We start from the raw sequence: 25,849 nt of genomic DNA on the forward strand, positions 1-25,849 counted from the left end.
GTTCACTGCTGAAATCAAATGGGATGAGTTTGACATCCCTGAACATATTTTCGTAATGATAAGATTGTTTTGTGGAAATCTCGAATAAGTTCTGTTGGAATCATATTAAGCTCGCGGAACTCGACGTGTCTATTGGCCGAGGGCGCACAGCATCGTGCGCATCTTGGCTTCAATTTCAAGCCATTCAGCGGTTGGGTCGGAGTCAGAGACGATACCAGCACCGGCGTAAAGCTGAATGTTTTGCTGCTGGCTGGTGCCGCAGCGGATAGTTACCGCCCACTCGCCATTTCCCTCGTCGTCGCTCCAACCTACGATACCGCCGAAAACGCCGCGCTCAAAAGGTTCCAGTTCGCGAATCAGGCGGAAGGCTTTTTCCATTGGTACACCGCACAACGCAGGAGTCGGATGTAAGAGACAGGCCAGGGATAGCGACTGACTATTACCGGTTTTCAACTGCCCCTCTATTGGGCTGGCCAAATGCCAAAGGTTGGGCGTCCGCAAGAGTTCGGGTTGCTGTGGGATGTTGAGGGAAGAACAATACCCCGCCAGCATGTGGCGAATTTCATCTATAACCAATTGATGTTCTTTACGATCCTTACGAGATGCCAGCAGCCGATCGCGGTTATCACCATCTTCCTGTTCATCAGTGCCACGCCTGGAAGTACCGGCAAGTGGCGTCGTCCAGATTGTGCGCCCTTCCTGCCGCAGCAGCAGTTCAGGGCTGGCACCAAACAAACAGCGGTTTGACGCCAGAGGGAGATGAAAGTAGTAACCGTCCGGATTTTGCTCGGCAAGCGTTGCCAGCAGGGCGATGGTATTCAGCGGCTCCTCAACCTGTAATAACTGCATGCGCGATAAAACGATTTTTTGCAATTCCCCCTGACGAATGGCGTGTACCGCACTTTTGACCATCGCGAGGAAGTCCTCTCGTTCCGGATGAGGTTGTCGAGCGACGACGCGCAGCCGCATTTGCGGCGCTGCACTCAGTTTTTGTTTGAATTTTTCACGTGACAAAAAATGGTTGGCTTGAGGAATATACAAAGATGACGGCTGACTTACATCGAAGGGGATAGCACCCACCACGATTGGATGAGTAATGCCGGCATAGCGCGCGTGTTCAAATGCCTGCGCCACATCCTGGCACAGCGCAACCGGATCGGAGGCGGGCCTGGGTAACGTTTTGAAAATACCTTCGGCATAAAGGCTGCAAAATGTGGATGAAAACAAGAAACTGCCGTGATGAAAGGGGATTCCCATACTCTCTTCCTTTTATCCTAAAACACTGAAATAAGTTGGTGACTATCTCGGCGTATCCATTCATTCTTTTGCAGTACAGATAAGATTTTTATGTTGATTAAATCGTTAATAATTTAATTCTTCTCCCAGCGACGGCATTCATCCAGCATGCTTTCTACGCGTTCCGGCGCTGGAATGCCAGCTTCGTCGGCCTTATCTTCATGTAAGCAAGGCGATAAACCACCATTGTTCATATGAGGGCGGTATGTGTTGCAATAACCATTTATCCACTGGTTTATCTCGCGTACCGCATGGATAAATCACCATATCCCGCCTTTGGGAAGCCATTCACTTTTGAATGCTACGAAAACGCTTTCTATCGGCGAGTTATCCAGGCAAGTCCCCCGGCGACTCATACTTTGCATTAGCCCACAACGCCAAAGTAACTTTCTGTATTTATTGATTTTGTATTGAACCCTTTGACTCTGAATGAAACAGCAGACGACCATCATGTGGTCGTGTTTCCAGAGCATGACACAAAGCCCTGCACACCCAATCAGCATCAGCAGTTAATGAGAGGGATGAACCGATAATCCGACGTGAATATAAATCGACGACAAGCGCGAGATAGCACCATTTATCCTGCAGGCGGATAAAATTGATGTCGCCGCACCAGACGCGATTAGGTGCGGCAGGGCTAAAATGCCGATTCTATAAGTTTGGCAATGGCGGACTGTTGTCTTCGTTTACCCGGTAGCGATATTTAACCGGCTGGCAACTTGTCAGTCCGCTTTCCTGCATCAGTCGCCGCGCCAATCACCGGCCTGCATCAACGCCACTCTGGCGCAGCATCTGGCTGATTGCCCGACTCCCCGCAGCGCCACGACTGGGAGCATGAAATGCTCTCACCCGACTTCGTAATTTAATTCTTTGCACATTAACAGGGCGCTTTATCTGCGCTTTAAGCCGCTGAGCTGCTGAGCTGCTGAATTTCACGTTGTTCAGGTGTAATCGCATTGCCTGTGGGCTCAATGCCCTGAAGTTCCTGCTTATAAAGCCGTATTCATTGCGCAAATGATCAAGGTTGGGTTCGAGCGCCTGCATAACTTCCCGGACATCTCGCTGATATTTAACAACCAGTTCGATAGCTTCGAGTTTGAACTCTGGAGAAAACATGCGTTTAGTCCGATACGTTTTGAGCACGCATCACCTCGTGTTCGCTGTTTTAACATTAACAGGATTTCGAGGTGTCCTGAATTATCGTTCTACTGCATGACCAACAATCAGGTGATCGAGCGTTTTCACATCAACCAGTCCCAGTATCACCTTCAGTTTGTCAGTCATCTGGCGATCAAGAATGCGTCAAAAAAAGGAGTATGCCGACCTAGAACCGGCGGTTAGCAATGAGCCGTCTTATTATCGAGTTCGGTGACCGCCTGAGCGATCACCTTTAATCCGGTGGCAGTTACACAGAATTTTTTACAGGATCTATACCAATCTTTAATTCTTAAGCTTGTTCCAGGGCATTTTGGAAAGCAAAACTGCCATTCCGCACCAACCACTTACACCAGAAAAAAGCAGGCCTGCACCGATAAATCCCGATAATAAAAAGAAGCTTTTATCTAGAGCGTATCCCATCGATACCCCTGTAAGGATAAGAATTCCAGCTACAATCTGAACTTGCCTCATGATTGGAAGAGGATATTTCTTGTCTTCAATCGTCGGAAGATTTGCACTTTTCCAGGCATTAATGCCACCAGACAACAATAAAACTGTTGCCGGGTCTGCTGTTCTGATTAGTGCATCTTCATTTTGAGCTGTGCGTGAGCCCGCTAAACAATGAAAAATAACAGGATGATTGACAGGCAGGTCTTTAATTTTTTTCCCCGACAAGATATCTGATAGTGGGAAAGAGATAGCTCCAGGAACGTGTTCACGAAGAAATTCAGCAGGCTCCCGAATGTCGATTAAAGTGCTGCCATTTTTCATGAGTTCATGTGCTTCCGCAGGACTTACAGTTCTTGTGCTCATTTTAAATCCTCAGGGCAGTAAATGTCCTTTAACGTTGCGATAACTTTCCGAATTGATTCATTTTTAATGAAATAATTTCTTCGTTGCTCATCTATGGAACATTCAATCAGATCCTCTTCCTTCATTCTCGCCAGATGCTGCGATGTGGCTGAAGGACTTAATCCTGTCAGTTTACTTAGATTACCTGCTGAAGTTCCTGGTGAGTCAATAAGAGTACAAAGGATCAATAGTCGGTTAACGTTACTCATGGACTTGAGAAGCTTCGTCGCCTGAGCCGCACTATCTTGCAAAAATTCAAAATCGGTATTTTTCATATGTTATTTTAGCTTTGTTTAATTTAATAAAATACTAAATTAAGTAAAGGCATAGAGCAAGAAAAGATTCATGAATAAACTGGTCACACCGTTCAATTTTTTTTTCATATGTTTAAGTGGTAATGAGGTTACCCTTAACTGTCCACAACTCATCACTTTCCGGTGACCACCTGCCTTTGCATAAGAAAAAACCGGCCTAGTCAGGTTTTAACGAAAGCGACGAGAGAAGAACAACAGACTGAATAATTAACTGAACTAATTCGCATTTAACTCACCGTTTTTCAGCGTGATGAGTTAACATTCCAACATCGAACTTTCCCAAATCTTACGGATTCCCGATGCGTCGACTGGTTGCTTTATTGCCCCTTATCGTGTTGCTGCAAGCGTGTAGCAGCAAGCCAGCCTCTTCCCTACCTTCAGACACTCCGTTTAAGCCGTCTGGCGGTTTTTTTAATTCCCCCTCAACCGGCTTTTTGAGCGGGGATTTTGCTCATAATCCAGACGTCGATCGCTTCGTGGATCATATGGTGAAAGAGTACGGATTCGAGCGCGAAAACCTGCACCGCGTGCTGGGGCAAGCGCAACGACTAGACAGCGTAATCCAACTGATGGATCGTCAGGCGCCCTCGCCGACCACCGCGCTCCCTTCCAATATCCCCAACGGCGCCTGGCTACGTTATCGCAAAAAGTTCATCACGCCCGACAACGTGCAAAATGGCGTGATGTTCTGGAACCAATATGAAGACGTCCTGAACCGGGCGTGGCAGATCTATGGCGTGCCGCCGGAAATCATCGTCGGGATTATTGGCGTAGAAACCCGCTGGGGCCGCATCATGGGTAAGACCCGTATTTTGGATGCGCTGGCCACCCTCTCCTTCGCCTACCCGCGCCGCGCCGCCTATTTCAAAGGCGAGCTGGAACAATTTCTGTTAATGGCGCGAGAAGACGGTTTTGATCCGCTGACGCTGCGCGGTTCTTACGCCGGCGCGATGGGATATGGGCAATTCATGCCTTCCGCCTTTAAGAGCTATGCCGTAGATTTTAATGGCGACGGCATTACCAACCTTTGGGACCCCGTTGACGCCATCGGGAGTGTCGCCAACTATTTCAAAGCTCACGGCTGGGTACGAAATGGTCAGGTAGCCGTCGCCGCTAACGGTCAGGCGTTGAATCTGGATACCGGTTTCAATACCCGCTACTCGCTGAGTACCCTGTCCGCCGCCGGCCTGTCGCCGCTCGAACCCTTGATCGGTGGCCACGAAGTCAGTCTGCTGCGTCTGGATATGGGGAATCGCTACCAGTATTGGTACGGACAACCCAACTTCTATACCATCACTCGCTATAACCACAGTACCCATTACGCGATGGTGGTTTGGCAGTTGGGCGAAGAGGTGAAAATCGCCCGGAGAAGTCAGCAGTAACAGCGTCTTTTATCCGCTTAACATTCTGAATTGGATGGCGGGGACAAAGGCACTTAGGTGATAGTTTCTTCGCTTGCAATGTAAAATCGGGTTTCCCGGAATGATTCCCTTGCGCCTGGTGACGTTGGCTGTTTTAGTGATAAGCATCGATTAAGGCTGGGGCAAAGACCTCGCATAACGGAAAGAGTGATATGACTAAGATTCGAGTTGGCGTGGTGTTCGGTGGTAAATCGGCAGAACACGAAGTTTCGCTGCAGTCCGCCAAAAACATCGTGGAAGCCATTGATAAGGATAAATTCGACGTCGTTCTGCTGGGTGTCGACAAGCAGGGTGAATGGCATATTAATGATGCCTCTAATTATCTGCTGAATGCAGAAAATCCGGCGAAGATAACCCTTAACCGTTCAAGTCAGCATGTTGCGCTGATCCCCGGTCAGGTTAGCCACCAGTTAATCGATACGCAAAGTGCGGATGCCCTGAACCAGATCGATGTGATCTTCCCGATCGTCCACGGCACGTTGGGAGAAGACGGTTCCCTGCAAGGACTGCTGCGGATGGCCAATATCCCGTTTGTCGGCAGCAGCGTACTGGGCTCGGCGGTCAGTATGGATAAGGATGTCACCAAACGGCTGTTACGAGACGCCGGGCTGCTGGTCGCACCGTTTGTGACGCTCACCCGCGCAAATCGTCGCCGTTTCGACTTCACCACGATCACCGCCAAGCTCGGCCTGCCGCTGTTTATCAAACCGGCCAATCAGGGATCTTCCGTCGGCGTCAGCAAAGTCAAAGACGAAGCGTCATTCCGACGCGCGGTCGATCTGGCGTTCAGCTATGACCATAAGGTGCTGGTGGAGTCCGCGATTGTCGGCCGTGAAATTGAATGCGCCGTACTCGGCAACGATTTTCCACAGGCCAGCGTGTGCGGAGAGATCGTGCTGCACGACGAGTTCTACTCCTACGATACCAAATACATTAATGAAGGTGGCGCAGGCGTCGCTATTCCGGCACCTCTGCCGGAAGTGACCGACGAGCGAATTAGGGCCGTTGCGCTGCGCGCTTTCCAGACGCTGGAGTGTCAGGGGATGGCGCGGGTCGATGTTTTCCTGACGCAGGATGACGAGATCATTATTAATGAAGTCAACACGCTGCCTGGTTTCACCAATATCAGTATGTATCCGAAGCTGTGGCAGGCGAGCGGTATTGGCTATACCGCGCTGATCACTCAGTTGATTGAGCTTGCGCTGGAGCGCTACACGCAGGACAACGCCCTGCAAAGCTCAGTACGCGACTGACGCTCATTTTCATCGGGCAAGGCGAAAAAAGTTTTGCCCGACTCGCCTTCCTGCCTCTATCGGCGTCATCGCGAAACGCGACTCATGACGCCGACCTTGTCTGGCCTCTGCGTTCATGACACAGCCAATATCCTTATCGCTCTGCACAGATCACGCCAGCTCATCATCTTACTGCTGCAAAGTCTCCTCGGCGGCGATTCTTTGGTAAAAAGCGACCCATTCATGCCGCTGCAGCTCGGCGATATACAGATTCTGACTGCCCAGCCGCTGAAATCCGCTTTTCAGCAGCACCTTGCCGGAAGCGATATTGCCATCTTTGTGACAACCATACAGCCGGTCCAGGCCGAGTTGCCCAAAAGCAAATTGACATATCGCCAGGCAGGCTTCAGTGCTATAGCCCCGCCCCCAATATTTCGTCCCCAGCCAGTAGCCGACCTCTGGGTAATGGCTATCCAGCGCCGACAGCGAAATCGCGCCCATAACTTCGACTTCCTGCCGCAGGCACAGGGCGAACGTCACACTTTTTCCGCTTTGCCAGTTATCCTCTAGAGACGCAATCCACGATCTTATCCGAGGTTTGGGACAGGGGTAAGGAATATGCACGGCCATAGCGGCAATGCTCGGGTCGCTTGCCAGCAATGCGAACAACACTTCAGCATCGGCATCCCGCAGCGGTCGCAGCGCCATACGCGGTGTATCAATGATCGGCTGTGGCCGCTTTTCTCTCGTCATAACATCTACCTTACGCGCGGTCTCCGAAGAAATGAACGGGACGCCGAGGATTCAGTGGAAAGCATGAAAAAACAGTTCCCGACGTCGTCGCAAGGATGAACGTTTTCGCCGGACCTGTTATGATCCAAAAATGATCCGTTCCGCTGTAACAATATTGCTACATACTGCCTGCAGTTGGAATTGAACAGATTTTTAAGACAACTCCGCGCATAAACGGCTGTATAACGATCAGTCCCAGCGGTGATAAAACCCGCCCCACAAGGTAATTCGCTCAGCAATTGAAGGTTAAGTCATGATCACCACCGACGGTAATAACGCAGTCGCATCCGTGGCCTGGCGAGCTAATGAAGTTATCGCCATTTACCCTATTACGCCCAGTTCGACCATGGCGGAGCAGGCAGCAGCCTGGTCCAGCGAAGGCCGCCGCAACCTGTGGGGAGACACGCCGCGCGTGATGGAAATGCAGTCGGAAGCCGGCGCCATCGCGACCGTGCACGGCGCACTGCAAACCGGGGCCCTGGCGACCTCTTTCACATCGTCACAGGGACTGTTGTTGATGATCCCGACGCTGTACAAACTGGCCGGACAGCTCACGCCCTTCGTCCTGCACGTCGCCGCCCGTACCGTAGCGACCCATGCGCTGTCCATTTTCTGCGACCATTCAGATGTCATGGCAGTACGTCAAACCGGCTGCGCCATGCTGTGCGCCAGCAACGTTCAGGAAGCGCAGGACTTCGCTCTGATTTCTCAGATGGCCAGTCTTAACAGCCGCTTGCCTTTTATTCATTTCTTTGATGGTTTCCGCACCTCCCACGAAATTAACAAGATCGAACCGCTTAGCGATGAACAAATTCTGCAACTGCTGCCGCAGAAGTCGATTGATGAGCATCGCGAGCGAGCGCTCACACCAGAGCGCCCTGTCATTCGCGGGACCGCGTCTAATCCGGATACCTTCTTCCAGGCGCGTGAAGCCACCAATACCTGGTACAACGATGCTTATCAGCATGTTGAACAGGCGATGAACGACTTCGCGACCGCGACCGGTCGTCAGTACCACCCGTTCAAGTACTACGGACATCCGGAAGCCACCCGCATCATCATCCTGATGGGATCCGGCGTCGGTACCAGCGAAGAAGTCATTGATACGTTGCTGACCCGCGGCGAAAAAGTCGGCGTGGTTAAAGTGCGCCTGTACCGCCCGTTCTCCGCCAAGCATCTTCTGGACGCGATCCCGCAGACCGCGCAGAACATTGCCGTACTGGACCGAACTAAAGAACCAGGTGCGCTGGCCGAGCCGCTGTATCTGGATGTGATGACCGCAATTGCCGAGGCTTTTTCGCGAGGTGAGCGCCCACTTATGCCCCGCGTGATCGGCGGACGCTATGGTCTGTCGTCTAAAGAATTTACGCCGCAGTGCGTCGAAGCCATATTCAAAGAGTTGGCGCTCGCTAACCCGCGCCCACGCTTCACGGTGGGTATCTACGACGACGTGACCCATTTGTCTCTGCCGCTGTCCGATCTGCCAATGCCGACGCAGGCATCGCACGAGGCGTTGTTCTACGGTCTGGGTAGCGATGGCACCGTATCGGCGACCAAGAACTCCATTAAAATCGTCGGTAACTCCACGCCAATGTTCGTGCAGGGCTACTTCGTGTATGACTCGAAGAAAGCCGGCAGCCTGACCGTATCGCATATGCGCGTCGGCCCGACGCCGATTAATTCGGCTTATCTGATCGAACAGGCCGATTTCGTGGCCTGTCACCAGTGGCAGTTCATTGATAAATACAGCATGGTCGAACGTTTGAAACCGGGCGGGATCTTCCTGATCAACACGCCGTACAGCAGCGAAGATCTGTGGCATCGACTGCCGCAGGAAGTACAGGCAGGGATGAATCAGCGTCAGGCGCGCGTCTACTGCATCAACGCCGCCAAGATTGCACGTGATTGTCAGCTGGGCGCGCGTATCAATACCGTTATGCAGATGGCCTTCTTCCACCTGTCACAGATTTTGCCGGGAAATGATGCGCGGGAAAAACTGCGCGCCGCTATCAACAGCAGCTACGGCAGCAAAGGCGTCGAGCTGGTCGAACGCAACTGGCGCGCGCTGGACGCCACGCTGGAAGCGCTGGCCGCCGTGCCGCTGGAGCCGGTCAACCCGAGCAGCCCGCAGCGCCCGCCGGTTGTCTCCGACGCCGCGCCCGACTTCGTCAAAACCGTGACCGCCGCCATGCTGGCAGGACTGGGCGATACCCTGCCCGTCTCCGCGCTGCCGCCGGACGGCACCTGGCCGACGGGCACCACCCGGTGGGAAAAACGCAACATCGCGGAAGAAATTCCTCTGTGGAAAGCCGATCTGTGCACCCAGTGCAACCATTGCGTCGCCGCCTGCCCGCACGCCGCCATCCGAGCCAAAGTCGTCCCGGCGGAAGAGATGGATACCGCGCCGGCGTCGCTACAGTCGTTGGATGTGAAAGCCCGCGACATGCGCGGCCAGAAATACGTATTGCAGGTCGCGCCTGAGGACTGCACCGGCTGTAACCTGTGCGTGGAAGTATGCCCGGCGAAAGATCGTCAAAATCCAGAGATCAAGGCGATCAACATGGAGCCTCGCCTGGAGCACGTCGAGGAAGAGAAGACACACTACGACTTCTTCCTGAAGCTGCCGGAAATCGACCGCAACAAGCTGGAACGCATCGACATTCGTACTTCTCAGCTGATTACACCGCTGTTTGAATACTCCGGCGCCTGCTCCGGCTGCGGCGAAACGCCGTATATCAAGATACTGACCCAGCTGTACGGCGACCGTCTGCTGGTCGCCAATGCCACGGGTTGCTCGTCGATTTACGGCGGCAACCTGCCGACGACGCCGTGGACCACCGATGCCAACGGTCGCGGCCCAGCCTGGGCCAACTCCCTGTTCGAAGATAACGCCGAGTTCGGTCTGGGCTTCCGCCTGAGCGTGGATCATCATCGCCAGCGAGCCCAGCGCCTGCTGAATCAGTTGGCGCCTCAGTTGCCCACCGAACTGGTCGCCTCTCTGCTGGAAGAAAATATCAAAACCGACGATCGTCGCCAGCAAATCGAGCAGCTGCGCGAGCAGTTGGCCGCGCTGACAAGTAATGAGGCGCGTCAGTTGGCGGAAGAGGCCGATCATCTGGTCGACAAATCCATCTGGCTGATCGGGGGCGATGGCTGGGCTTACGATATCGGCTACGGCGGTCTGGACCACGTGATGAGCCTGTCGGAAAACGTCAACGTTCTGGTGCTGGATACGCAGTGCTACTCCAACACCGGCGGTCAGCAGTCCAAAGCAACCCCGCTGGGCGCGGTGACCAAGTTTGGCGAAAACGGCAAACGCAAGGCGCGCAAAGATCTCGGCATCAACGTCATGATGTACGGACACGTCTATGTCGCACAGATCTCGCTGGGCGCTCAGCTCAATCAGACGGTAAAAGCCATTCAGGAAGCGGAAGCGTGGCCGGGCCCGTCACTGATTATCGCCTATAGCCCGTGTGAAGAGCACGGCTACGATTTGGCGTTCAGCCACGATCAGATGCGTCAGTTAACGGCCACCGGCTTCTGGCCGCTGTACCGCTTTGACCCGCGCCGCAGCGCGGAAGGTAAGCCGGCGCTGATGACGGATTCTCGTCCGCCGTCCGCCAGCCTGAGCGAGACGCTGCTCAAAGAGCAACGGTTCCGTCGTCTCAACACGCAGATGCCGGAAGAAACGGCCCTGCTGTATGAAGAAGCCGAGCTGGATCTGCGCCGCCGCTATGACTTCCTGACTCTGATGGCTGGCAAGGCCGAGAAGAACGTACAGGAGTCATAACCACCAAGATGACCTCCACGCCCTGTGCCGATACACCAGCTCAGGGCGTTTTTTATGGTAGGCAAACTTATCGGCCGCATCGTTCCAACTTGGCAGTATCCCCATCGGGAAGATGTCTCAGTCACTTTTTCATGCCGAAAACGAGAAACCGCGTTTGCAGGCTTCAAAAAGTGTGATTGGTTACACATGTTGTTTCCCAATTAAGTCGATCTGCCCATATAATGCACACAGGTCAATAATGACCCCAATAACCATTTTCCGCCGGTATGGCTTCACACTCAATTAAGATACCCATATGAGTCTTCGTGCGATTTTAACGTTCGTTTTAGTGGCAGCCAGCGTTAGCCAGGCAGCCTTCGCCGTAGTTTACCCTCTGCCCGCCGGCAACAGTCGGTTAGTGGGTCAGAATATTCACTTTACTATCCCCAGCGATAGCACCCAGGCTCTGGAACACATCGCCGCCCAGTTCCAGATGGGGCTGAGCAACATGATGGAAGCCAATCCGGGGATTGACGTTTACCTGCCGAAACCGGGCAGCGACATCATCATTCCTCAACAGTTGATCTTGCCTGACACACCGCGCCAGGGGATCGTCATCAACAGCGCCGAAATGCGTCTTTATTATTATCCTAAAGGCACCAATACGGTCGTGGTGCTGCCGATAGGCATCGGCGAATTGGGTAAAGACACTCCGATCAACTGGGTGACCTCGGTACAACGTAAGAAAGAGCGTCCGACGTGGACACCGACCGCCGCCATGCATGCCGAATATGCCGCGCGCGGAGAGAAGCTGCTCCCCGTCTACCCAGGGGGACCGGACAATCCAATGGGGCTTCATGCGCTGTATATCGGACGCCTGTACGCCATACACGGCACCAATGCCAACTTCGGCATCGGCCTGCGCGTCAGCCACGGCTGCGTACGTCTGCGTGCCGACGATATCAAATACCTGTTCGACCATGTGCCGGTCGGCACTCGCGTGCAGTTCATCAATGAACCGGTTAAAGCGACGACGGAGCCTGACGGTTCCCGCTACCTTGAGGTTCACCACCCGCTGTCACGCACCGTGGAAGAGTTCAACACCGACACGCCGGTTCCGCTAACGCTGACGCCTGCCGTGGCCCAAATTCTGGCTGATGCCAGCGTGAACGAGAGCACGGTCAATCAGGTGATTCACGATCGCCTTGGTATTCCGCTTAAGGTTAATGGCCCAACCAACGAGCCTGTTTCACCGGTTGCGCCGCAGAACGCCGAGCCAGTCGAACCACTGACCGTACAGCAGGCCGCACCGGAAGCAGCGACGCCTGCTGCGTCAGAAGCCAATCAAGAGGGAGTTCGGGCTCAGTCTGATAGCGCACAGCCGGAAACGGCAACGCCGGAAGAAAATGACGCGACGGCGGCCCCCACAGAACCGCCGAGCCAGTCTTAATTTCATCGACAGGGTGGCGCTTAGCCGCCCTTTTTTCGCTTTACCCCGCCCCACGCCAGTTCACCGTTTACGCCAACTGCCCCGGCTGGCTCAATAAACCGTGCGTGATAGAACGTGCGAAAGATCGGCCATCCCATATTGAACGGCTAATGCTGAGGATAAAGATGATTAGATCAGCGCAGCCTGCTTTAGTTCGCTTTTCAGATAGGCGTAATAGATAGGCGCGGCGATCACGCCGGATAAGCCAAAGGCCGCTTCAAATACCAGCATCGCCAGCAAAATTTCCCAGGCGTGAGCGTTAATGCGCGTCCCGACAATCTGCGCATTAAGGAAATATTCCAAATTATGAATCAACATCAGGTATAGCAGTGCGCCCAGCGACGTCGGCAACGAGATTGAAAGCGCAGAAATGAAGACCATCGCGTTGGAGATCAAATTTCCGACCACGGGCAGCAGGCCGAACACAAACGTCAGCACCACCAGCGTTTTCGAAAATGGCAGACGGATCCCAAAAGCCGGCAGGACGCCTAATATAAAAACGGCGGAGAGGATCGTGTTCACCAGCGAAATTTTTACCTGCGCGAAGACGATATTGCGAAATGAGGCCGACAACAGGGCAATGCGATGGAGCAGCTCCATTTTGAGCAACGGCTTGTCCACGCGATGATCGACGTTATACAGCGAGATAATCGCCCCCAGGATCATGCCTATCAGCATCGTAATAAAACCGTGCAGGAAGCTTTTCCCCAGGTTCTGCAAAATCGCCACATGCTGCTGCAGCCACAGCAGGATCTCTTGCTGCAGCTCGTCGACGCTGACCGGCAGGTAGCCCGGCATAAAGGCCATGATCTGGGATTGCACATCACCCAAAATGTAGGCGATACGCGCATTGAAAACGCGGGTGTCTCTCATTTCCTGCATCAACAGCCCCACCAACGCAGCAAACATGAAGCTCAGAAGGCTCACGACCAAAACACTGATCACCGCCACGACCGCCAGACGGGCGCGCTTGCCGCTAATGACCTTCTGGAAGTAAGGCGTCAAAAGATTAATGATTTCGTACACCAGAAAACCGGCGATAAAACAGGCCAGTAAGCGCAACTGAATCAACAGCAGCAATCCTCCCATGATAAAGACAAAACTTAACAAACGGGCCTGTTTCAAATTCAACAACTGCATGATGGCGTCCTGTATCCGTAGTGCTGCCTCAAAAGCATCGCCTTCCTTTGTTCACTGATACGGCGAACCTCGCAGAAAGAGCGATGATCTGACAATGAAATGCTGTTTCTGCAATTATTCTTCGCGTTTTACCTTAGAAACACCAGCAGCAATTTGCCGTAGAGCCTTCCTCAGCCTCTGCTCGGGGCTGACAACGCCACCAGCGCGATAAACGCCTGCGACGGATCGATCTGGCGGTCATCGCCCACAAACGGAACACCCGCCAGGTTAAGCCACCGAGACAATATCACTGTCAGTGTTAAGGCTATTAATTATTTATAAAAATGCGCAATCCATTAAAATACCAATCCATTTTTACGCGCTGTAATATCAGAACGAAATCACGTGGAGGCGATTGACGCAACGCTTTGGGTATGGCTCCGCGAACACAATGGATGATAGCGAGACAGGTATGAGATTAGCTCAGCGAATATTATTCAACACTAGACGTTGGCAAATAAGGGTACTAGAAATAAGTAAATATTATTTATGAAATGCGGCGTGGGACGTGTAAAAACAGAGTGGTCAATTCCCTCCCTTTACTTATTAACTTCTCTAATTAGAAATAAAAGATTCATAAAAGTTAGGTATAAACTTCCCGAAAGGCGGACGACAGCGATACAAAACGTATATCTGTCGTTCCCATGAGAAATTCCGAGAAGATTCAGGAAGCCAGACCCGGCTTCAAGAACACACCGCCGTGATTAAGGATGATCAGCGACAACACGCGGCTTTCCACATTTAACTTGGAAAAAGTCAGCGTGCTTATGGGCTTTTTCAGAAAGCCGTCCGTAAGCAGGTCACAGCTGACATGCGTGCTCAACCTATGCTTGTCGTCGATAAAGTCCTGCAAGGCAAACCTCACGTTGATAGGCAGGATTTCGTCAATAGATGCGGGTTTTCTGGAATTCGGTCGCAGCCCAAAATGGGCGTTAAATGCAGAATTGGCGCAGAGTACCTTGCATTTTTCGTCAATGATGGCGACCGCCCGGCGGTCGTTATGGATCGGTGTACTCAATATGCCGATGATGTCATTCCGCCCAAATATCAGACTCATTGTTTCCTCTGCTCTATATTAAGCTGTATAGAAAATGATAAAGCCAGGCATCAGTTCGGCCAGACAGAGATGGTCACCCTGATGATGGCAATCCTCGACCCGCCAGAAAACTTTCCGACAGATGAAAAAAAACCGTGCCAAAAATAGCATCAAGTCTCTGAATCACGTAGAGCGACTTCTACAATTCACGCATTGATTCTTTATGCTTATTTATAATGAATTAACGAACTGTTCGTGAGCTCTTTTATAAAAGAATACTCTTAGGCTTATTGCTTAAGCGAATTGATTATAGCTATCCTGACCATCGACGTAACCTAATCTATAGACCCTTATCCAACGCGCCTGATATACATCATATCCCGTTGACTCGATCTATTCATAAGTCAGGAGCGCAGCACTATACCTGAATTTGTTTAAATCTAATCGGCTAAATAGGCGCGATCTTTGCGCCATTTGATCGCATATGCCGATCAAATTCTTATTAAGAATAGTTTAAATCAATGATTGTTGGGCAATGGAGTTTTTTAATTACAGGAGGTAAAAAATCATCTATTTATTCGATTAAATGTGATATTAGTCACCATTTTTAAATCCTTTTAGCCCGCGTATTTCCGCGTATTTTTATCGCCATCGATCAATTCCGCCATCCAGAAACATGACCTAACTGATGTGATTCGTGATCGTGCGCGCAAAAAAAAAACACAAACTCGTTCGCCAAAATACTTTTAACCTTTTATTGACATGTCGTTAACACAACAGAAGGGAGATGCACGATGAGCCAGCATAAACACTATCCAGTCTCCACCCCCATCGCGGACAGAGCGCTGATTACCGCCGAGCGCTACCGGCAGCTTTACCAGCAGTCCATCGACGATCCCGATTCTTTTTGGCGTCAGAAAGGAAGGATAGTCGATTGAATCAAACCCTACCAGTCGGTGAAAAAATCCTCATTTTCTCCGGGGCATATTGATATTCGCTGGTTCGAGGGCGGCACACTGAACGTGTCAGCCAACTGTTTGGATCATCATCTACCGCATGCCGCCGATCGAAGCGCCATTCTCTGGGAGAGCGACGACGGCAAACGTACCCGGAGCCTGACCTACAGGGAACTCCATCAGGCAGTCTGCCGATTTGCCAACATATTGAAAGCACAGGGGGTGGGTAAAGGCGATGTCATTACCCTCTCCGGAGGCGGCCGTCGCCATGCTGGCCTGCGCCCGCATCGGCGCGATTCATTCCGTCATTTTCGGCGGCTTCTCGCCGGAATCCATCGCCGGCCGCCTGCTCGACTCCGGCAGCCGAATGGTGATCACGGCGGACGAAGGACATCGCGCCGGTAAAACGATCCCGCTCAAACAAAACGTGACCGACGCGTTAAAAAACCCGCGGCTCAGTCAGGTGGAACGGGTGATCGTGTTTCGGCATACCGGTAACGCCGTGGTTTGGGAAGAAGAGCGAGATCGCTGGTGGCATACCTTGATAGATCTGGCGGATGACGATTGTCCGCCAGTGGAGCAACAAGCCGATCGTTAAAGCTCATCGGATCCGTCGGCGAACCTATCAATCCTGAAGCCTGGGAGTGGTATTACCATAAGATCGGCAACGGCGACTGCCCGGTCATCGACACCTGGTGGCAGACAGAGACCGGCGGCATCATGATTGCCCCGTTGCCGAGAGCCACCGATCTCAAACCCGGCGCGGCCACGCTGCCTTTTTTCGGCGTCAAACCCGCGTTGGTTGATGGCGAGGGCCAGCTACTGGAGGGGGAAAGCGAAGGCAATCTGGTCATCACCGACTCCTGGCCAGGGCAGGCCCGCACCCTGTACGGCGATCATACCCGCTTCGAGGAAACCTACTTTTCCATGTTCAAAGGACGCTATTTCAGTGGCGACGGCGCACGTCGCGATGAGGACGGCTATTACTGGATCACCGGCCGGGTGGACGATGTGTTGAACGTGTCCGGTCATCGGCTGGGTACGGCGGAGATCGAATCCGCATTGGTCTCTCACCCCAAAATTGCCGAAGCCGCCGTCGTAGGGGTGGAACATAGCGTCAAAGGACAGGCTATCTATGCCTACATCATGCTAAACCGCGGCGAAAAACCGACCGAGAAGCTGCATGAGGAGGTGCGCGCGTGGGTGCGAAAAGAGATCGGCGCGATTGCCACTCCCGACGTTTTACACTGGGCGGAAGCCCTGCCCAAGACACGTTCCGGCAAAATCATGCGTCGCATCCTGCGAAAAATTGCCGCCGGAGAGGGCCATAATCTGGGCGATATCTCGACGCTGGCTAACCCGGGCGTCATCGCTCAGTTGCTGGAGGAAAAACCGGTCCCGGATGCGCCGCTCCGATGAAAAGGTCCGTCACCCTGGCATCGCGCCACGGGCCACCCCTGACCTAAACCTTTTCGATTAGCACCGCTTCCAGCAGATCCAGCTCGCGCAGCATCTTTTGCAGCGTTTCATTGCTGATCTGCTGCGTGGCGCGCAGGTGATACAGTTCGGCGCGTTCCGCGTTGACGGCGGCCAGACGGAAGCGACGTTCCAGGTTTTCAATCGCAATACTGGCTTCCAACTCATCATTGCCGGTCACTCGACGGCGCAGCATCCCGATGACCTGCGCGCAGACCTCATTCAGCACCTGTTCATCGATATTATCCTCACGGTCGGCCGCCAAACGTTCCTGCATTTTCAACAAGCTATCGATAGCCACTTTAGCCATGGCCGTGCGGGCAAGCCGTTCCTCTTTTTTATGCGAACTTTTGTCCGTCATCGCAATGCCCTTGAGCAACAGCGGCAGCGCAATGACCCCGCACATCAATGAAAACAGGATGACGCCGGTCGCGATAAAGACCAGCTGATAACGGGAGGGGAAATCACTGCCGTCGCTCAGTAACAGCGGGATAGATAACACGCCCGCCAGCGTGATCGCACCTCGTACCCCGGCAAAAGAGACAATCCACAGCTCGCGGGAGGAGTATTCCGCGAACACCATCGGGCGCTTGTTCTGAATGTGGAGACTGTAATGTTTCATCAGCCATACCCAGCTAAAGCGCAGGAGTAGCAGCGCGCAGTAGATGATGGCGATATCGGTAAACAGCATCCATGTCTCAATCGTTGGATCTCTCTGCGCCTGAACGATCGACTCTTCCAGCACGCTCGGCAGCTGTAATCCCAGCATCAGAAACACCATGCCGTTAAACACAAACTCCAGCATGGACCAGACGCTGTTGGCCCGCAGGCGCATGTTTAACGGCGCGCTGCGCATCATGCCCGAGCGGCTGATCGTCATCCCCGACGCGACTGACGCCAATATTCCCGACACACCCAAATGTTCCGCGATCAGATAAGCAGCGAACGGCAACAGGAGCAGCAGAACAATTTGCGTTGCGGCGTCGTCATCGCTCCAGCGGCTAATCAGCCCCAGCGATTTACTATAGACCCAGGTAATGGCAATCCCCGCCAGCAGGCCGCCGAGGGCCACCTGCAGAAACTCCAGCGTGGCGCCGTGCACGGTAAACACCATCGTACCCATGGCGATAGCGATGGCGAATTTCAGCGAAACCAGACCGGACGCATCGTTCATCAACGCTTCGCCCTGTAGGATCCCCATCAGCTTTTTCGGAATACGGTCTTCGCCGACGATGCCCGATAATGCCACGGCATCCGTCGGCGACAACACCGCCGCCAGCGCAAATGCGGCCACCAGCGGCATATCCGGCACCATCCAATGAATGAGATAGCCCATCCCGACGACGGTGATAATGACCAGCAGCAGAGCAAGCCCGAGGATTTCTCGCATATGGCGCAGAAACTCTCTCGTCGGCGTCTTCCAGCCGTCGGCGAACAGCAGCGGAGGAATGAACAACACCATGAACAGTTCAGGATTGAAATCGACATGCAGACCGAATTTAGGCCAGGCCAACATCGCCCCGAGGGCAATTTGCATGAGTGGCAACGGTATCTGAAAAGGCAGAATACGCGTGATAACGCCGGACAAAGAAACCACCAGCGTCATAATCAAGATGGTGAAAAATATTTCCATGCTTTCCTTAGTTCTTGCTGTAACCGATCAACGCGCTAACACCGGTGAATTGACGTGACATGTTTCTGGCGGGGCCGCGTAAGGGGCTGGCCTTAAGCGTCGTTCGAGCGATGTCGTCATCGACCTAAGAAAATAATAACAGATGGAATGCGATGAAAAGGCAACGAAAAAGAAAAAACGGAAATGAATCTATAAAAAAGGGGAACGCTAACGTTCCCCTCTTGCTATTACGGCGTCTAAGACGGTGTTACAGCGCCCAACCGCCAGCGTAGAACACCACCAGCGCAATGGCGATGATCACCGTGCCGACGTTCAGCTTGCGCCATTCGCCGGAGAAAACACGGCCCAGTACCAGCGAGCCGAAGCCCAGCATGATGCCGGTCACGATGTTGCACGTCAGGACGATGAAGACGGCGCAGACCAGACCGGCCATCGCGTCAACGAAATCGTTAAAGTCCAGTTTGGATACGTTGCTCAGCATCAGCAGGCCGACGTACATCAGCGCAGGCGCGGTGGCGTAGTTCGGCACCAGATAAGAGAGCGGAGACAGGAATAGCATCAGCAGGAACAGTACGCCAACCACCGTTGCCGTCAGCCCCGTACGGCCACCCGCTGCCGTACCGGCCGCGGATTCGATGTAAACTGCCGCCGGCGAAGTGCCCATCAGACTGGAGAAAATGCTGCTCACGGAGTCGGCCGTCAGCGCACGACCGCCGCTGATAATCTGGCCGTCTTTATCCAGCAGGTTCGCCTGCCCCGCTACTGCGCGGATCGTACCGGTCGCGTCGAAGACCGCCGTCATGACCAGCGCCAATACACTCGGCAGCACGATAGGCTGTAACGCGCCCTTGATATCCAGATTGAAGAACAAGGACTGACCGGAGGCATCACTCAGGCTCGGCAGCGCGAACAAACCGTGGTAGGTCACGTTCGGATCAAAAATCAGGCCGAGTGCAGAGATGGCGATAATCACAATTAAAATGCCGCCGGGGACACGCCGTTTCTCCAGACCGATCGTCGCCGCCAGCCCCAGCAGCGACATCGCCACCGGAAACGACGTGAACTGGCCCATCGCAACCGGCAGACCCGCCCCCGGATTTTTCACGACCAGACCGATGCCGTTGGCTGCGATGATCAACAGGAACAGGCCGATACCGATACCCGCGCCGTGCGCCACGCCCTGCGGCAGGTTACGCAAGATCCAGGAGCGGATGCCGGTCGCGGAGATAATCGTAAACAGTACGCCCATCATGAAGATGGCGCCCAGCGCGACGGGCACGCTGATATTCTGTCCCAGCACCAGGCTGAACGCAGTAAATGCGGTCAGAGAAATAGCGCAACCAATCGCCATCGGCAGGTTCGCCCACAGGCCCATCAGCAGAGACCCTACCCCTGCGACCAGGCAGGTAGAAACAAACACCGCGGCTGGTGGGAAACCGGCTTTTCCCAGCATGCCGGGGACAACGATAACCGAGTAAACCATCGCCAGAAACGTGGTGAGACCCGCCAGTATTTCCTGACGTACGCTGCTGCCTCGCTGAGCGATTTTAAAGAAAGCATCGAGTGCGCCGCGCGGACGGGCAACCTCATCAGCCTGACGAGTAGAATTGGACATGGTGGTATCCCTTGCTAAGTCATTATTATTAAGCCTCTGTTCATCCAGACGACACGGTCATTCGAACCGGCCAGCGTGGAAAACCGCAGAGACTGAGCCAGAATTTAGCTAACGTCATGCCGTTTATCCCTTGCCTAAGACAAACAACATGGGCCATCACCAGCGACAGAAACATCCCCTTAAGCCCCGACAACGGCGGGGCAACGTCTGCTGTCGTAAAGTAAGCCTGCGATTATCCCGTTTTTAGGATAAGAATTTCAAAAACTATTTATTTATCGCACCGACATTCTTACATGATCAAAGACGGGCAGCCGCCATAAGCGGTTGCCCGTCTTCGCATTGAGGAGGCAATTAGAGGTAGAGCGAGGTTTCTCCCACCGGTCGCGTCTTGAAGCGGCGATGCAGCCAGAGATACTGTTCAGGCGCGCGCATGATCTCCTGCTCGATCACCCGGTTCATATAGCTCGCGGCCTGAGTTTCGTCGTTTTGTGGATAATCCTTTAGCTCGGGTTGGATCACCAGCTGGTATCCCTTGCACTTCGGTTTGCGAATCAGGATGGTGGTCACCATCGCTGGCTGATTGGCCAACTTGCTGATCGTAAATGTTCCACTGGTCGTCGCCGCCTGCGGGACGGCGAAGAACGGCGCAAATACGCTGCCGCGCGGACCGTAGTCCTGATCCGGCGCGAACCAGACCGCTTCACCACGTTTCAACGCCTGCACCATGCCGCGTAAATCTTTGCGATCGATCATGGCTTTATTGGAGCGGGAACGCCCCCAGGTTTGCACCAGCTCCATCACTTTATTGTTGTGAGGCCGGTACATGGCCATCATCGGTCGGCATAATCCCATCGCCCTGCCGCCCAGTTCCAGCGACATGAAATGCACGCCAATCACCATGACGCCACGCTGTTCGCTCCCCGCCTGCTGCAAATTATCCAGCCCGATAACTTCGCACCAGGCGCGCACGCGCCGATCTGACCAAAACCAGGCCATACCGGTTTCCATGAGCGCCATGCCCAGTGAAGCGAAGTTTTCTTTGACGATCGCTTCGCGCTTTTGCGGCGACATCGTGGGGAAGCACAGTTCGAGATTGCGGCGGGCGATGCTGACCCGGCGTTTCAGGAAGAAACGCGCGGCGTTGCCCATGCTGCGACCGGTGTACATCAGCAGCGGATACGGCAACTGTACCAGGAGATATAAAAGGGCCAGACCAAACCAGACGAGCCAATAACGGGGATGGAGTAAATCTTTGGTGAATTTTTTGGTGGTGCTCATTGCTATCATCTCGTAACGCCACACTGGAATGACAGCAGTTCTCAGCCGAACCATGCCAGAAATGACAAAAAACCGTTAATTCCTTACCGCGCCGACCGAAAAAACCGGCTCAAGCAGAATGGTAATGGCAGAGGAAACACTCGAACCCAGGCAGGCCAACAATTAATGGTAAAACTATTTTACCTGAAAATAGTCCGCGCCGACGCACAACTTAACGCGATAACACAGCCTGAAAAGATAGGGATATCGACTGTTAGAAGGAGAATGCGCCGTGTAGGTCTGACATGCCCGATCGCTGCCGCAGCCAGTGTAACATGCTGACCTGACATGACGGCGCCCATTCCTATCAGAATAATCCGCAACCCTGGCGAAACCTGAGGCCAATGCCTTGTGCTCTGCCATCCATTTCCACTCCGATAACACATTGAGTCTAGACAAAATGACCCGACGTATTCCAGCATCCTCCCCTTTTGTCCGGTTCGACAATACCGCACGCTTAGGGTTCTACTTTCTTTATTTTCATACTGCTTGTGCCGTCTCAGGGATAAACCACGCAGGACGCCGCTAATGCCGCGCAGCGGGATGCGGGAAGCTTAATGAGGCCCCAGATGGACAAAATGGCGTTGGAAGACGTGAAGTCAGGCTTGGGCAGCCAGGAAGACTGCCCAAAGAAAATCGCCTCCGTGACTGCCGACAGGTCGCGGAGTTGCGGTATCAGCGCACGCGATCGCCTGCGCCTTTACCCACCACGGTGAGGAGCAGATAACGAAAATAGCGTTTGACCGTCATGGTCTGAATCATACGCTGATCCCATTCTGCCAACTTTTGAGGCGTAGACATGTCAATGGCATTAATCTGCGCCAATCCGGTGATGCCGGGCAGAACGTTGAATACGCCACGGGCCTGTCGTTCCTCGATCAGTTCCCGCTGGTTAAACAAGCACGGGCGAGGCCCGACCAGACTCATCTCGCCGCGCGCCACATTAATCAGCTGCGGCAGCTCGTCCAGCTTGGTTTTACGTAAAAAAGCGCCCAGCCGGGTCACGGCATGACGGTTAGCCAAATGGGTCGCAACTGACTCGGTCGCGACCGCCATCGTGCGAAACTTAATCAGATTGAACGGCCGTTGGTGCCGCCCTACCCGCTGCTGCACGAACACCGGCGACCCGGTATCAAACAGCCCGATGAGGTAAATAACGCCCATCACGGGCCATAAACAACAAAGTCCAGCTAACGCGAGCGTGAGATCAAAAAAACGAAACATCATGTGCATCAAACCTTAGTTTATCGGTTAATCCGTAGCGTCGCGCTCAGCCTGATAAGCACTGGCGGTCAGTGAAAGCGCCTGAGGATAAGTCACAATGGGCCGCCATCCCAGACGGTCGCGTGTGTGAGCAATATCAACCTGCAACGATCCCAATAATCTTTCCGCGGCTGGCGCTTTGCCCAACGCCTTCGCCGCCCACAGTAAACAACGCGGAGGCAGTGGCCAAACGCGGCTGGCGACGCCCAAAGCCTTCGCCATATCGGCAAGCAGCTCGGCGGTAGAAACATCATACTCATCCGAGACCAGAAACGTTTCACCCGCCGCCTGCGGATGATGAGCGCACAGCAAGATCAGGTCCGCCAAATTATCGACAAAAACCAGGCTGCGTTTGTTCTTCACGGCCGCGAGCGGCAGGGGTAAACCTTTGCGGATCCAATGCATCATCGTACGGAAATTCGCTTTGACCCCAGGACCATAAACCAGCGGCGGGCGAATCACCGTCACTTCGAGCCCGGTCTCACGGGCAATCTGCCACAGGCCCAGCTCAGCTTCATATTTACTCAGACCGTAGGGATCTTGCGGGGGCTGTGCGACATGAGGCGTGAAAGGATGATGAGGCAGACTCGCTTCTCCGTTGACCTTGATAGAACTGAGGAAAACGAAGCGCTTTACCCCGGACTCCGCCGCCTGACGCGCCAGCGTTAATGTCCCCGCCACATTGGTTTCGCGGTAGAGCGACAGCGAATCGCGCTGTGTGTCCTGCATCTGATGTACACGAGCCGCGCAGTGAATGACGGTTTCCACGCCGCTCAGGACCTCACGCCAGTCCGCGTCGGCCGACAGATCTTGGTAGATGACGCCTTCCTGAACCAAAGCGCCCGACTTCTGGCTACGATGGGATAAGCATTCCATTCCCTGAGCATGAGCCAGTTCAACAACACGGTGCCCAATAAACCCACTACTACCCGTCACTAATAGTTTCAAAATGTATTACCTTTCCAAGGCCGACACTCGTATGATAGCGGTCATTATTGTATACATATCAACCTCGCGTTCTGAGTGGCTATACTTCCCGCTAGCTAATAAAAAATGGGGTGTCTACAATGATCGTGAATAGTAACAACAAAACCCATTTCCATCATCTGACATCCAGGCTTTAGATGTTTAACCCCATTCATGCTTTGCTTAACGCGCCAAGAAAACACAAACGAATCGTCACTGTTCTGTATGATGTTGCTGCGATTATCTTTTCGCTCTATCTGGCAGTCGCCTTTCGCCTGGGCACCTACACCTTTCACGTTGGCTTATCTGAGATAGCCAGCCTGATAGTGACACTGGTGATCACCATTGCGGTATTTATTCGCTGTGGGATGTATCGCGCCGTACTGCGCTACATGATGCTGCCAGCCTTGGGCAATGTGTTCTTCGCGGTAATTTTATCGACCTTGACGCTCGCCCTGAGCAGTTTTTTCTTCCAGTCATTTGTGCCACGCAGCGTACCCTTTATCTATGCGGGTTTGGCCATCCTGACATTGGGCGGTCCTCGGGTCTTTATTCGTAGCTTCTACTACCACTACTTTAAACGGCAGAAACCCAACGTCTTCATTTACGGCGCGGGGGCGACTGGCAGAGATTTGGCTTATGCCCTATCTCAGGGGGACGAGTTTCACCCGGTAGTAATACTGGATGACGACAGCAGCAAAGCCGGGCAGATTATTTGTGGTATTCGCGTTCATCGCAGCGCTGAATTTGATTCTCTTCAAAAGCTCTATCAGCCCGTCAAACTACTGCTAGCCATCAACAATATCAAGAAAGGCCAGCGTTTAAGATTGTTGGAAAAGCTGTCTCACTGGCCTATTGAAGTCCAGTCCGTTCCTTCCATGGAGGACATCGTTGCAGGCCGCGCTCATGCGACCGAGGTCAGAGATCTGGAGGTCGCGGATCTGCTGGGCCGTGCGCCGGTTGATCCAGACCAAATGCTGCTGGCGAAAAATGTTTTTGGTAAATCCGTCATGGTCAGCGGCGCGGGGGGGTCCATCGGATCTGAACTCTGTCGCCAAATTATCGCGCTTAAACCCCGCACGCTCGTATTGTTTGAACTCAACGAATACAACCTCTATAGCATCGATCAGGAATTGCAGAGCATTAAACAACGGTTACAGCTGGAAACTCATATTATCGCCATGCTGGGATCCGTACAAAATTACAGTAGAGTTTTTAACGTTATACGCGCCAACCAAGTCGACACCATCTACCATGCTGCAGCTTACAAGCATGTTCCATTAGTGGAAGACAATATCATCGAAGGCATTAGCAACAATGTTTTCGGTACGTTTACCTGTGCCGAGGCTGCTATCGAGGCATGCGTTAGCAGCTTTACTCTCATTTCTACCGACAAGGCCGTACGTCCCACGAATATCATGGGTGCCAGTAAGCGCTTGGCAGAACTGGTTTTACAGGCCCTGGCTGACAGGAATAGTCAAACCATATTTACTATGGTGCGTTTTGGCAACGTATTGGGTTCATCCGGCTCAGTCGTCCCTTTATTCAAAAAACAAATTCGCCAGGGCGGTCCGGTCACTGTGACTCATCCTGATATTATCCGCTACTTCATGCTGATCCCCGAAGCCGCGCAGCTGGTGATTCAGGCTGGCGCTATGGGCAATAACGGCCAGGTCTTCGTGCTGGATATGGGAGAACCCGTGAAAATTCTCGACCTGGCGCGTCGAATGATTCATTTGATGGGGATGAAAGAGTATATCGAAGGCTCTGGAGAGGAAGGCGATATTGCCATCAAATTCACAGGGCTGCGTCCCGGAGAGAAACTCTACGAAGAACTTTTGATTAGCGAGAATGTAGAAGGCACTTGCCACCCTAAAATCATGACGGCACTAGAAGAAAGATTAAGTTGGCGGGAGATGGCGAAACTGCTCAAGGAGTTGGATGAAGGGTGCCATGATTTTGATGTCGCCCGCATTCAGAAAATCATTATGCAGGCTCCAACGGGATACAAGCCAAAAACGTTGAAACCGAATTAGCTAATTCTTATGGGCCGATGCCACCTATCGCAATGTCATCCATGACAGA

General features: G+C 53.1%; 18 protein-coding genes and 2 pseudogenes. 7 read left to right on the forward strand and 13 right to left on the reverse strand.

What is annotated here, in order from left to right:
* Positions 1–129 precede the first annotated feature (129 nt).
* The 5 genes and pseudogenes from I6N93_RS13400 to I6N93_RS13425 form a co-directional block, all read right to left on the reverse strand.
* Complete coding sequence (locus tag I6N93_RS13400) at positions 130–1,257, reverse strand: isochorismate synthase (RefSeq protein ID WP_085687881.1); 1,128 nt, start codon at positions 1,255–1,257, stop codon at positions 130–132.
* Between the two features lie 113 nt (positions 1,258–1,370).
* Positions 1,371–2,439, reverse strand: a pseudogene (locus I6N93_RS13405) (IS3 family transposase).
* A gap of 54 nt (positions 2,440–2,493) precedes the next feature.
* Entirely contained in the window at positions 2,494–2,580 is an 87-nt protein-coding gene (locus tag I6N93_RS17475; RefSeq protein WP_099017436.1) for a hypothetical protein, read from the reverse strand.
* Positions 2,581–2,736: 156 nt separating this feature from the next.
* Entirely contained in the window at positions 2,737–3,267 is a 531-nt protein-coding gene (locus I6N93_RS13420) for a rhodanese family protein (RefSeq protein WP_085687877.1), read from the reverse strand.
* Positions 3,264–3,581, reverse strand: a complete 318-nt coding sequence (locus tag I6N93_RS13425) for an ArsR/SmtB family transcription factor (protein ID WP_085687875.1) — start codon at positions 3,579–3,581, stop codon at positions 3,264–3,266. The genes I6N93_RS13420 and I6N93_RS13425 overlap by 4 nt, the downstream gene beginning before the upstream one ends.
* A gap of 338 nt (positions 3,582–3,919) precedes the next feature.
* On the opposite strand from I6N93_RS13425, the gene mltB reads away from it, so the two are divergent.
* Positions 3,920–5,002 (forward strand): lytic murein transglycosylase B, encoded by a 1,083-nt coding sequence (mltB, locus tag I6N93_RS13430; RefSeq protein WP_085687873.1) that lies wholly within the window; start codon positions 3,920–3,922, stop codon positions 5,000–5,002.
* 191 nt (positions 5,003–5,193) lie between these two features.
* Positions 5,194–6,294, forward strand: coding sequence for a D-alanine--D-alanine ligase (gene ddlA / locus I6N93_RS13435; RefSeq protein ID WP_085687871.1), 1,101 nt, complete (start codon positions 5,194–5,196; stop codon positions 6,292–6,294).
* A 168-nt stretch (positions 6,295–6,462) separates the two neighbouring features.
* Here the strand turns inward: ddlA and I6N93_RS13440 are convergent, their stop codons facing one another.
* Entirely contained in the window at positions 6,463–7,026 is a 564-nt protein-coding gene (locus I6N93_RS13440) for a GNAT family N-acetyltransferase (RefSeq protein WP_085687869.1), read from the reverse strand.
* 292 nt (positions 7,027–7,318) lie between these two features.
* Between I6N93_RS13440 and nifJ the strand changes: the two genes are divergently transcribed.
* A complete protein-coding gene (gene nifJ / locus I6N93_RS13445; protein WP_085687867.1) occupies positions 7,319–10,855 on the forward strand; it encodes a pyruvate:ferredoxin (flavodoxin) oxidoreductase in 3,537 nt (1,178 codons plus the stop codon).
* 295 nt (positions 10,856–11,150) lie between these two features.
* On the forward strand, positions 11,151–12,284 hold the full coding sequence (locus tag I6N93_RS13450; protein WP_085687865.1) for a L,D-transpeptidase family protein: 1,134 nt from the start codon (positions 11,151–11,153) through the stop codon (positions 12,282–12,284).
* A gap of 168 nt (positions 12,285–12,452) precedes the next feature.
* On the opposite strand, the gene I6N93_RS13455 is transcribed toward I6N93_RS13450, so the two are convergent.
* Positions 12,453–13,463, reverse strand: coding sequence for an AI-2E family transporter (locus tag I6N93_RS13455; RefSeq protein ID WP_085687863.1), 1,011 nt, complete (start codon positions 13,461–13,463; stop codon positions 12,453–12,455).
* Between the two features lie 703 nt (positions 13,464–14,166).
* Positions 14,167–14,559, reverse strand: a complete 393-nt coding sequence (locus I6N93_RS13460; protein WP_085687862.1) for a transcriptional regulator — start codon at positions 14,557–14,559, stop codon at positions 14,167–14,169.
* Positions 14,560–15,332: 773 nt separating this feature from the next.
* On the opposite strand from I6N93_RS13460, the gene I6N93_RS17480 reads away from it, so the two are divergent.
* Complete coding sequence (locus tag I6N93_RS17480; RefSeq protein WP_373853665.1) at positions 15,333–15,476, forward strand: hypothetical protein; 144 nt, start codon at positions 15,333–15,335, stop codon at positions 15,474–15,476.
* Positions 15,477–16,913: pseudogene (locus tag I6N93_RS13465) on the forward strand (AMP-binding protein).
* Positions 16,914–16,956: 43 nt separating this feature from the next.
* On the opposite strand, the gene I6N93_RS13470 reads toward I6N93_RS13465, so the two are convergent.
* From I6N93_RS13470 to I6N93_RS13490, 5 genes are all read right to left on the reverse strand, one after another.
* Positions 16,957–18,603, reverse strand: a complete 1,647-nt coding sequence (locus tag I6N93_RS13470; RefSeq protein WP_085687860.1) for a Na+/H+ antiporter — start codon at positions 18,601–18,603, stop codon at positions 16,957–16,959.
* Positions 18,604–18,850: 247 nt separating this feature from the next.
* Entirely contained in the window at positions 18,851–20,218 is a 1,368-nt protein-coding gene (locus I6N93_RS13475; protein ID WP_085687858.1) for an NCS2 family permease, read from the reverse strand.
* A 351-nt stretch (positions 20,219–20,569) separates the two neighbouring features.
* The gene (lpxP, locus tag I6N93_RS13480) at positions 20,570–21,496 is read right to left on the reverse strand and encodes a kdo(2)-lipid IV(A) palmitoleoyltransferase (protein WP_085687856.1); all 927 of its coding nucleotides are present in this window, start codon (positions 21,494–21,496) and stop codon (positions 20,570–20,572) included.
* A 714-nt stretch (positions 21,497–22,210) separates the two neighbouring features.
* Positions 22,211–22,762 carry a sugar transferase gene (locus tag I6N93_RS13485; RefSeq protein WP_176222551.1) on the reverse strand — a complete coding sequence of 184 codons (552 nt, stop codon included), beginning with the start codon at positions 22,760–22,762 and terminating at the stop codon, positions 22,211–22,213.
* 24 nt (positions 22,763–22,786) lie between these two features.
* Positions 22,787–23,746, reverse strand: coding sequence for a UDP-glucose 4-epimerase family protein (locus I6N93_RS13490; RefSeq protein ID WP_085687854.1), 960 nt, complete (start codon positions 23,744–23,746; stop codon positions 22,787–22,789).
* 176 nt (positions 23,747–23,922) lie between these two features.
* Here I6N93_RS13490 and I6N93_RS13495 point away from each other — a divergent pair, with 176 nt between their 5' ends.
* Positions 23,923–25,800 carry a polysaccharide biosynthesis protein gene (locus I6N93_RS13495; protein ID WP_085687852.1) on the forward strand — a complete coding sequence of 626 codons (1,878 nt, stop codon included), beginning with the start codon at positions 23,923–23,925 and terminating at the stop codon, positions 25,798–25,800.
* Positions 25,801–25,849 lie beyond the last annotated feature (49 nt).

The organism is Lonsdalea populi (genome assembly GCF_015999465.1).
Lineage (GTDB): Bacteria > Pseudomonadota > Gammaproteobacteria > Enterobacterales > Enterobacteriaceae > Lonsdalea > Lonsdalea populi.

What these genes read in the sequence shown, in the direction of transcription:
- I6N93_RS13400 (WP_085687881.1), bottom strand. Translation starts at nt 1,257, where the DNA reads ATGGGAATCCCCTTTCATCACGGCAGTTTCTTGTTTTCATCCACATTT.
- I6N93_RS17475 (WP_099017436.1), bottom strand. Translation starts at nt 2,580, where the DNA reads ATGACTGACAAACTGAAGGTGATACTGGGACTGGTTGATGTGAAAACG.
- I6N93_RS13420 (WP_085687877.1), bottom strand. Translation starts at nt 3,267, where the DNA reads ATGAGCACAAGAACTGTAAGTCCTGCGGAAGCACATGAACTCATGAAA.
- I6N93_RS13425 (WP_085687875.1), bottom strand. Translation starts at nt 3,581, where the DNA reads ATGAAAAATACCGATTTTGAATTTTTGCAAGATAGTGCGGCTCAGGCG.
- mltB (WP_085687873.1), top strand. Translation starts at nt 3,920, where the DNA reads ATGCGTCGACTGGTTGCTTTATTGCCCCTTATCGTGTTGCTGCAAGCG.
- ddlA (WP_085687871.1), top strand. Translation starts at nt 5,194, where the DNA reads ATGACTAAGATTCGAGTTGGCGTGGTGTTCGGTGGTAAATCGGCAGAA.
- I6N93_RS13440 (WP_085687869.1), bottom strand. Translation starts at nt 7,026, where the DNA reads ATGACGAGAGAAAAGCGGCCACAGCCGATCATTGATACACCGCGTATG.
- nifJ (WP_085687867.1), top strand. Translation starts at nt 7,319, where the DNA reads ATGATCACCACCGACGGTAATAACGCAGTCGCATCCGTGGCCTGGCGA.
- I6N93_RS13450 (WP_085687865.1), top strand. Translation starts at nt 11,151, where the DNA reads ATGAGTCTTCGTGCGATTTTAACGTTCGTTTTAGTGGCAGCCAGCGTT.
- I6N93_RS13455 (WP_085687863.1), bottom strand. Translation starts at nt 13,463, where the DNA reads ATGCAGTTGTTGAATTTGAAACAGGCCCGTTTGTTAAGTTTTGTCTTT.
- I6N93_RS13460 (WP_085687862.1), bottom strand. Translation starts at nt 14,559, where the DNA reads ATGAGTCTGATATTTGGGCGGAATGACATCATCGGCATATTGAGTACA.
- I6N93_RS17480 (WP_373853665.1), top strand. Translation starts at nt 15,333, where the DNA reads ATGAGCCAGCATAAACACTATCCAGTCTCCACCCCCATCGCGGACAGA.
- I6N93_RS13470 (WP_085687860.1), bottom strand. Translation starts at nt 18,603, where the DNA reads ATGGAAATATTTTTCACCATCTTGATTATGACGCTGGTGGTTTCTTTG.
- I6N93_RS13475 (WP_085687858.1), bottom strand. Translation starts at nt 20,218, where the DNA reads ATGTCCAATTCTACTCGTCAGGCTGATGAGGTTGCCCGTCCGCGCGGC.
- lpxP (WP_085687856.1), bottom strand. Translation starts at nt 21,496, where the DNA reads ATGAGCACCACCAAAAAATTCACCAAAGATTTACTCCATCCCCGTTAT.
- I6N93_RS13485 (WP_176222551.1), bottom strand. Translation starts at nt 22,762, where the DNA reads ATGATGTTTCGTTTTTTTGATCTCACGCTCGCGTTAGCTGGACTTTGT.
- I6N93_RS13495 (WP_085687852.1), top strand. Translation starts at nt 23,923, where the DNA reads ATGTTTAACCCCATTCATGCTTTGCTTAACGCGCCAAGAAAACACAAA.